This is a genomic window from Streptomyces sp. NPDC059668 (assembly GCF_042734135.1).
Classification (GTDB): domain Bacteria; phylum Actinomycetota; class Actinomycetes; order Streptomycetales; family Streptomycetaceae; genus Streptomyces.
In genome coordinates, this window is record NZ_JBHWEL010000002.1 from 1 (window position 1) to 8424 (window position 8424).

Here is an 8424-nt window from a genome sequence, read left to right on the forward strand (position 1 = left end):
AGCTGGTGGTGCGGGCGCGCATATCCAGCCCGTCCGGCGTTTGAGGACGAGCCCTTCGGGCGACGGCGGGGGTCTGGGGGCGGAGCCCCCAGGGATGGGTCGGGTAGGGGCGCCGGGGGCGAGGGAACCCCCGGTCAGCCCAGGCGCTTCGTCAGCGTGTACTCCGTGGCCCCCGGCGGATAGTCCGGGACCACGCACACCACCTCGTACCCCTGCTTCCGGTAGAACTCGGGCGCCTGGAAGTCCCACGTCTCCAACCGGACGGCGGCACAGCCCCGCTCCTCGCGCGCCACACGCTCCCCCTCGGCGAGGAGGCGGGAGCCCAGGCCGGAACCCCGGTGGACGCCGTCCACCCACAGATACGTGACGTGCAGCCACGTCGTCCAGGTGTGCCCGACGAGGCCGCCCGCGAGGTCACCGGCGGAGTCCAAGGCCCAGACGTGGAGCGGAAGTTGCCGTTCGGCCGGGGTGCCGCGCAGCGCGCGCAGGACGGGAGACGCCGCCGTGTTGGTGTCGAGCAGCCGTTGACGGAGCAGTTCGCGTCGGCCTTTGTCGACTTCTGTCTCGATACGAAACATACGGCTCACCCTAAACGCCCCGGACAATCAGTTCTGCAAATTACCTTCCGCTCCCGGCCCCCGGCCGTACCCTGATGGACAGCACCGGTGGGGGCCGGTGCTGATCAGGGGGCGAGACAGCCGGGTACGACACCCGGAGTGGGGGTAGCACTTCCAGCACGGCGGCGGCCGTGCGGGTGCGGCGCCCCGTTCTCCGAGCCGGAGACCGGTTCGGGTTCTCTCCGGGTGTCGTACCTGCGCGGGTCGTCCTCCGACGATGGGGTATCCCCTGCTCCTTGGGAGCGTGGGGAAGGGGGTTTCTGTGGTTCGCATCCGAGTCCTGGTCGTCGACGACCACCGCATCTTCGCCGAGTCGCTCGCCGCGGCTCTGGCCGCCGAGCCCGATGTCGACGTGTCCGCCGCCGGCAGCGGTCCTGCCGCGCTGCGCTGCCTGGAACGGGCGGCGGCGGAGGGCCGCAGGTACGACGTGCTGCTCGTGGACGCCGACCTCGGCGGGAACGTGCCGGGCGCCAGGCCCGCCGTCCCGGTGCAGGAGAGCAACGAGGACGGGCTGGTCGACGGGATCTCGCTGGTCGCGGGCGTCCGTGCGGGGCAGCCCGGCGTGCGCATCGTCGTCCTCGCCGAGAAGGACGACCCCCGCCGGGCGGCCCTCGCCCTCCAGGCCGGTGCCTCGGGCTGGGTCGCCAAGGACTGTTCCCTGTCACGGCTGCTCACCGTGATACGGGGTGTGCTGCGGGACGAGACGCATCTTCCGCCCGCCCTGCTCACCGGTGTACTGCGGGAGTTGACGGCCGCGCGCAAGCACCGCACCGAGAGCGAGCGGCTGGTGGAGTCGCTGACGCCCCGGGAGCGGGAGGTGCTGCGGTGCATGGTCGCGGGACTGGGGCGCAAGGCCGTCGCCGAGCGCCTGTTCCTCTCGCCGCACACCGTCCGGACCCATATGCAGAACGTGCTCGGGAAGCTGGGCGTGCACTCGACGCTCGCCGCCGTGGCCCTCGCCCGGCGCGCCGGGGTCGGGCCTGTCGACCTAGCCGGGGATGTTGTCGAACGGGGCGGTCAACTGGCGTAGCAGCGAGGCGAGTTCGCCGCGCTGGGCCCTGCTGAGTTCCGCCAGGATCGCGCGCTCCTGGTCGAGGAGTCCGGCCAGCGCCTGATCGGCGCGGTCGCGGCCCTCGTCCGTGAGGCGTACGAGGACGCCCCGGCGGTCGCTCGGGTCCGGGAGGCGCTCCACCAGGCCCTTCTGCGTCAGCCGGTCGATGCGGTTGGTCATCGTGCCGGAGGTGACGAGGGTCTGGGTGAGCAACTGGCCGGGCGAGAGCTGGTACGGGGAGCCGGCGCGCCGCAGCGCGGTCAGGACGTCGAACTCCCAGGGCTCCAGGCTGTGCTCGGAGAACGCCAGCCGGCGGGCGCGGTCCAGGTGCCGGGCCAGCCTGCTGACCCTGCTGAGTACCTCGAGCGGTTCCACGTCGAGGTCAGGGCGCTCCCGGCGCCACGCTCCGACCAGCCGATCGACCTCGTCCTCCATGACGATCAGTGTAGTGGTTGTGTCGACATGAAGTCTCTTGATGTGGAGTCTCTTGACGTCGAGATACTTGGATGTGAGGGTGGAGACCTGCCCGGACATGATGTCCGTACGCGACTCCGAGGAGGTCCCGCACATGCCTGCCACCACCCCCACCTGGGACCCGGGCCAGTACCTGCGTCACGCCGGCCACCGCGCGCGCCCCTTCGCCGACCTCCTCGCCCGGGTCCCGGAGCTGCCGCGTGACCCGGCCCGCGTCGCCGACCTCGGCTGCGGGCCCGGGAACGTGACGGCCGCGCTGGCCGAGCGCTGGCCCACCGCGCGGATCACCGGCCTGGACAACTCCCCGGAGATGCTGGCGCGGGCCGAGGCGCTCGCGGGGCCCACCCCGGGCGGCGGCCGTCTCGACTTCGCCCCGGCGGACGCCAGGACCTGGACGCCCGAGGAGCCGTACGACCTGGTGATCAGCAACGCCACCCTGCAGTGGGTGCCCGGACACGTCACCCGCTTCCCCGACTGGGTGGCGGGCCTCGCCCCCGGCGGTACCTTCGCTTTCCAGGTCCCCGGCAACTTCGACGCCCCGAGCCACCGCCTGATGCGCGAACTGGCCCACTCCCCCCGCTGGAAGGACCGCCTGGCCGGTGCGCTGCGCCACGACGACGCCGTGCACGGCCCGGCCGTCTACCTGGAGCAGCTCACCGCCCTCGGCTGTGCGGCCGACGTCTGGGAGACGACGTACCTGCATCTCCTCCAGGGCGAGGACCCCGTCCTGGACTGGGTGAAGGGGACCGGTCTGCGGCCGGTCCTCACCGAGCTGGGGCCGGACGCGGACGCCTTCGTCGCCGAGTACCGGGACGCGCTGCGCGAGGCGTACCCGGCGACCCGGCACGGCACGGTGTTCCCCTTCCGCCGGATCTTCGCCGTCGCGCGGAAGGCGGCCTGAGGGTGCTCACCGCCATCGACCACGTCCAGCTCGCCGCCCCGCCGGGGTCGGAGGACCTGCTGCGCCGCTACTACGTCGACGCCTTGGGGATGACCGAGATCCCCAAGCCGCCCGTCCTGGCCGCCCGCGGAGGCTGCTGGTTCCGGGCGGGGGCCGTACAGCTGCACCTGGGGATCGAGGGCGCTTCCGGGGACGGGGGGCCGGCGGGGTTCCGGCCCGCGAAGAAGGCGCATCCCGGGCTGCGGGTCACGGACATCGAGGCGTACGCCGCCCGGCTGGAGGCCCACGGGGCCGGGGTGACCTGGGACGGCGACCTGCCCGGTCACCGCCGCTTCTACTCCGAGGACCCCGTCGGCAACCGGCTGGAGTTCCTGGAGCCGGTGGTCGGGGCGTACGGCCCAGGTTCATGACGAGGATGCGGACGACCTCGTCGTCGATCAGGTAGAGGATCCGGCAGCCGCCGACACGTAGACGCCTGATCCGAGGGCCGTAGGGGGTGGAGTCGGGCCCCCGGTCGCGCGCTCAGCTCTTGCGGTGCCCTATCAGACGGGGCTTCGGCTCCAGGCCGTCCAGGCCGTGCCAGGCCAGGTTCACCAGATGCGCGGCGACCTCCGCCTTGCGGGGCTTGCGGACGTCCAGCCACCACTGGCCGGTCAGCGCGACCATGCCGACCAGCGCCTGCGCGTACAACGGGGCGAGCTTCGAGTCGAAACCGCGGTTCTTGAACTCGCGGCCCAGGATGTCCTCCACCTGGGTGGCGATGTCGGAGATGAGCGAGGCGAAGGAACCCGTGGACTGGGGGATGGGGGAGTCACGGACCAGGATGCGGAAGCCGTCCGTGTACTCCTCGATGTAGTCCAGGAGGGCGAACGCGGCCTGCTCGCACAGTTCCCGCGGGTGGCCCGCCGTCAGGGAGCCGGTGACCATGTCCAGCAGCCGGCGCATCTCGCGGTCCACCACCACCGCGTACAGGCCCTCCTTGCCGCCGAAGTGCTCGTAGACCACCGGCTTGGAGACGCCCGCCTTGGCCGCGATCTCCTCCACCGACGTGCCCTCGAAACCCTTCGCGGCGAACAGCGTGCGGCCGATCTCCAGCAGCTGCTGACGGCGCTCGGCACCGGTCATGCGGGTGCGACGCGCACGCCGCGGCTTTTCGTTGCTGCCTTGGGTGCTGCTGGAGTCGGTCGCCACGCCGTCAATCATGCCGGGTCGGGGGCTTCCGTCTTGCGCCGGGCGGCGGACCCGTCGGTGTCGCGCTTGGAATCGATACGCGAGCGTGACGGCCAGCGCACGTCGTACGCCCAGCCCAGTTGCTCGCACCAGCGGATGATCCGGGCCGAGGAGTCCAGCTGGCCGCGCTCCACCCCGTGCCGGGCCGAGGTCGGGTCGGCGTGGTGCAGGTTGTGCCAGGACTCGCCGCAGGACAGCACCGCCAGCCACCACACGTTGCCCGAACGGTCACGCGACTTGAACGGACGCTTGCCCACCGCGTGGCAGATCGAGTTGATCGACCAGGTCACGTGGTGCAGCAGGGCCACCCGGACGAGTGAGCCCCAGAAGAAGCCGGTGAACGCGCCCCACCAGGACATCGTCGCCAGACCGCCGATCAGGGGCGGCAGCGCGAGCGAGAGCAGGGTCCAGTAGATGAACTGGCGCGAGATCGCACGGATGGCCGGGTCCTTGATCAGGTCCGGGGCGTACTTCTCCTGCGAGGTCCGCTCCTCATCGAACATCCAGCCGATATGCGCCCACCACAGGCCCTTCATCAGCGCCGGGACCGTCTCGCCGTAGCGCCACGGCGAATGCGGATCGCCCTCGGCGTCGGAGAACTTGTGGTGCTTGCGGTGGTCGGCGACCCAGCGGACCACCGGGCCCTCGACCGCCATCGACCCCGCGATCGCGACCGCGATCCGCAGCGGGCGTTTCGCCTTGAAGGACCCGTGCGTGAAGTAGCGGTGGTAGCCGATCGTCACGCCGTGGCAGCCCAGGTAGTAGAAGAAGACCAGCAGGCCGAGATCCAGCCAGCTCACCCCCCAGCCCCAGACCAGCGGTACCGCGGCGAGCAGCGCGAGGAACGGGACGATGATGAAGAGGAGGAGCGTGAGCTGTTCGAGTGACCCCTTCTTCTCTCCGCCCAGGGTGGCCTGGGGGAGTGAGGGATCGTCGTTCGCCCCCGGGGCGTCGTCGATCACATCGGAGCTCGTGCGCATGGGCGTCCCCTGTGGGATTCGAGGGTGGGGAAGAGTGGCCGGGTACGGGCTCCCAGGGTGGCCCCGCTGTCTGACGGGAAACCCTACGCTTCCGTAACCTACGGCATCGTAAGTATGGCAGTGCGCTGCCGAGCGGCAACAGCCCGAGACCCTGCGCGTCCACCTGGACACCTATCCTTGGAGTCGGTCGGACAGCGCGGTCCGTTCTGTTTATTCCCGGATGCCACGTCCCTAAGCGGCAGCCGCCGCGCGGTCGTCACCCGGGTTCCCCCTCAGACGAGCTTCAGACGAGCTTCCACACTCTTCAGCCGAGCTTCCACACTGCAAGGAGCCGCACCTGTGAGCAGTGCCGACGACCAGACCACGACGACCAGCAGCGAGCTGCGCGCCGACATCAGGCGCCTGGGCGACCTGCTGGGGGAGACCCTCGTCCGCCAGGAGGGCCCCGAGCTCCTGGAACTGGTCGAGAAGGTCCGCCGCCTGACCCGCGAGGACGGCGAGGCCGCCGCCGAGCTGCTGCGCGGCACCGAGCTGGAGACCGCGGCCAAGCTGGTCCGCGCGTTCTCGACCTACTTCCATCTGGCGAACGTCACCGAGCAGGTGCACCGCGGCCGTGAGCTGCGCGCCAAGCGGGCCGCCGAGGGCGGACTGCTCTCCCGGACCGCCGACCGGCTCAAGGACGCCGACCCGGAGCACCTGCGCGAGACGGTCAAGAACCTCAACGTCCGCCCCGTCTTCACCGCGCACCCGACGGAGGCGGCCCGCCGCTCGGTCCTCAACAAGCTGCGCCGTATCGCCGCCCTCCTCGAAACCCCCGTCATCGAGGCCGACCGCCGCCGCCACGACACCCGGCTGGCGGAGAACATCGACCTCGTGTGGCAGACCGACGAGCTGCGCGTGGTCCGCCCCGAACCCGCCGACGAGGCCCGCAACGCCATCTACTACCTGGACGAACTGCACGCCGGCGCCGTGGGGGACGTACTGGAGGACCTCACCGCCGAGCTGGAGCGCGTCGGCGTGAAGGTGCCCGACGAGACCCGGCCGCTGACCTTCGGCACCTGGATCGGCGGCGACCGTGACGGCAACCCGAACGTCACCCCCGAGGTCACCTGGGACGTCCTGATCCTCCAGCACGAGCACGGCATCAACGACGCGCTGGAGATGATCGACGAGCTGCGCGGCTTCCTGTCGAACTCGATCCGGTACACCGGCGCCACCGAGGAACTGCTGGACTCCCTCCGCGCCGACCTGGAGCGGCTGCCGGAGATCAGCCCCCGCTACAAGCGGCTGAACGCCGAGGAGCCCTACCGGCTCAAGGCCACCTGCATCCGCCAGAAGCTGGAGAACACCAAGCAGCGCCTCGCCCGGAACATCCCGCACGAGGCCGGCCGCGACTACCTCGGCACCGCCGAGCTGCTGCGCGACCTCACCCTCATCCAGAGCTCGCTGCGCGAGCACCGCGGCGCGCTGTTCGCCGACGGCCGGATGAACCGCACCATCCGCACGCTGGCCGCCTTCGGTCTCCAGCTCGCCACCATGGACGTACGCGAACACGCGGACGCCCACCACCACGCCCTCGGCCAGCTCTTCGACCGGCTCGGCGAGGAGTCCTGGCGCTACGCCGACATGCCCCGCGAGTACCGCGCCAAGCTCCTCGCCAAGGAACTGCGCTCCCGGCGCCCGCTGGCCCCGACCCCGGCCCCGGTCGACGCCGCCGGCGAGAAGACCATCGGCGTCTTCCAGACGGTGAAGCGGGCCCTGGAGGTGTTCGGACCCGAGGTCGTCGAGTCGTACATCATCTCGATGTGCCAGGGCGCCGACGACGTGTTCGCCGCCGCGGTCCTCGCCCGCGAGGCGGGTCTGCTCGACCTGCACGGCGGCTGGGCGAAGATCGGCATCGTGCCGCTCCTGGAGACCACCGACGAGCTCCGCGCCGCCGACGTGATCCTGGACGACATGCTCGCCGACCCCTCCTACCGCCGTCTCGTGGCGCTGCGCGGTGACGTCCAGGAGGTCATGCTCGGATACTCCGACTCCTCGAAGTTCGGCGGCATCACGACCTCCCAGTGGGAGATCCACCGCGCCCAGCGACGGCTGCGCGACGTCGCCCACCGGTACGGCGTGCGGCTGCGGCTCTTCCACGGCCGCGGCGGCACCGTCGGCCGCGGCGGCGGCCCCTCCCACGACGCGATCCTCGCCCAGCCCTGGGGCACCCTGGAGGGCGAGATCAAGGTGACCGAGCAGGGCGAGGTCATCTCCGACAAGTACCTGGTGCCCTCGCTGGCCCGGGAGAACCTGGAACTGACGGTCGCCGCCACCCTTCAGGCCTCGGCCCTGCACACCGCCCCGCGCCAGTCCGACGAGGCACTGGCCCGCTGGGACGCGGCCATGGACGTCGTCTCCGAGGCCGCCCACTCCGCCTACCGGCGGCTCGTCGAGGACCCGGACCTGCCGACGTACTTCCTCGCCTCCACGCCGGTCGACCAGCTCGCCGACCTGCACCTGGGCTCGCGGCCCTCCCGCCGCCCCGGCTCGGGCGTCTCGCTCGACGGACTGCGCGCCATCCCGTGGGTCTTCGGGTGGACCCAGTCGCGGCAGATCGTGCCGGGCTGGTTCGGTGTCGGCTCGGGTCTGAAGGCCCTGCGCGAGGCCGGCCTCGACACCGTGCTCGACGAGATGCACGAGCAGTGGCACTTCTTCCGCAACTTCCTCTCCAACGTCGAGATGACGCTCGCGAAGACGGACCTGCGGATCGCCCGGCACTACGTCGACACCCTCGTCCCCGACGAGCTGAAGCACGTGTTCGCCACCATCGAGGCCGAGCACCGGCTCACCGTCGCCGAAGTGCTGCGCGTGACCGGCGGCGAGAAGCTGCTGGACACCAACCCCGTGCTCCAGCAGACCTTCTCGATCCGCGACGCCTACCTGGACCCGATCTCCTACCTCCAGGTCGCCCTGCTCAAGCGGCAGCGCGACGAGGCCGCGGCCGGCGCGGAAGCCGACCCGCTGCTGTCGCGGGCCCTGCTGCTGACCGTCAACGGCGTGGCGGCCGGTCTGCGCAACACCGGCTGATCCCCGGACGCGGGGGGGCGGGGTGAGGGGGGGGGGCGGGGGGTGCGCCGGGCGCCGGCGGAGGCGCCGCGCCGAGTGCGGGAGGAGGCGGGGGCGAGT

8 protein-coding genes are annotated in these 8424 nt (G+C 71.4%); 4 read left to right on the forward strand and 4 right to left on the reverse strand.

Annotation, left to right across the window (positions count from 1 at the left end; all coding sequences use genetic code 11):
- Positions 1 to 134: 134 nt before the first annotated feature.
- The gene (locus ACFV2J_RS02435; protein ID WP_385093431.1) at positions 135 to 578 is read right to left on the reverse strand and encodes a GNAT family N-acetyltransferase; all 444 of its coding nucleotides are present in this window, start codon (positions 576 to 578) and stop codon (positions 135 to 137) included.
- A 301-nt stretch (positions 579 to 879) separates the two neighbouring features.
- Here ACFV2J_RS02435 and ACFV2J_RS02440 point away from each other — a divergent pair, with 301 nt between their 5' ends.
- Positions 880 to 1647: a LuxR C-terminal-related transcriptional regulator gene (locus tag ACFV2J_RS02440; RefSeq protein ID WP_385437043.1), complete on the forward strand. Its 768-nt coding sequence runs from the start codon at positions 880 to 882 to the stop codon at positions 1645 to 1647.
- Here the strand turns inward: ACFV2J_RS02440 and ACFV2J_RS02445 are convergent.
- Complete coding sequence (locus ACFV2J_RS02445; RefSeq protein WP_153290130.1) at positions 1606 to 2103, reverse strand: MarR family winged helix-turn-helix transcriptional regulator; 498 nt, start codon at positions 2101 to 2103, stop codon at positions 1606 to 1608. The genes ACFV2J_RS02440 and ACFV2J_RS02445 overlap by 42 nt on opposite strands.
- A 133-nt stretch (positions 2104 to 2236) precedes the next feature.
- Between ACFV2J_RS02445 and ACFV2J_RS02450 the strand changes: the two genes are divergently transcribed.
- Positions 2237 to 3043 carry a trans-aconitate 2-methyltransferase gene (locus ACFV2J_RS02450; protein WP_385093437.1) on the forward strand — a complete coding sequence of 269 codons (807 nt, stop codon included), beginning with the start codon at positions 2237 to 2239 and terminating at the stop codon, positions 3041 to 3043.
- A gap of 2 nt (positions 3044 to 3045) precedes the next feature.
- Positions 3046 to 3453 carry a VOC family protein gene (locus ACFV2J_RS02455; RefSeq protein ID WP_385093440.1) on the forward strand — a complete coding sequence of 136 codons (408 nt, stop codon included), beginning with the start codon at positions 3046 to 3048 and terminating at the stop codon, positions 3451 to 3453.
- Between the two features lie 112 nt (positions 3454 to 3565).
- On the opposite strand, the gene ACFV2J_RS02460 is transcribed toward ACFV2J_RS02455, so the two are convergent.
- Positions 3566 to 4246, reverse strand: a complete 681-nt coding sequence (locus ACFV2J_RS02460; protein WP_385093443.1) for a TetR family transcriptional regulator — start codon at positions 4244 to 4246, stop codon at positions 3566 to 3568.
- A complete protein-coding gene (locus ACFV2J_RS02465; RefSeq protein WP_385093446.1) occupies positions 4243 to 5253 on the reverse strand; it encodes an acyl-CoA desaturase in 1011 nt (336 codons plus the stop codon). Before ACFV2J_RS02465 ends, ACFV2J_RS02460 begins: the two co-directional genes overlap by 4 nt.
- 339 nt (positions 5254 to 5592) lie before the next feature.
- Here ACFV2J_RS02465 and ppc point away from each other — a divergent pair, with 339 nt between their 5' ends.
- Complete coding sequence (gene ppc, locus ACFV2J_RS02470) at positions 5593 to 8325, forward strand: phosphoenolpyruvate carboxylase (RefSeq protein WP_385093449.1); 2733 nt, start codon at positions 5593 to 5595, stop codon at positions 8323 to 8325.
- The last annotated feature ends 99 nt before the right edge of the window (positions 8326 to 8424 follow it).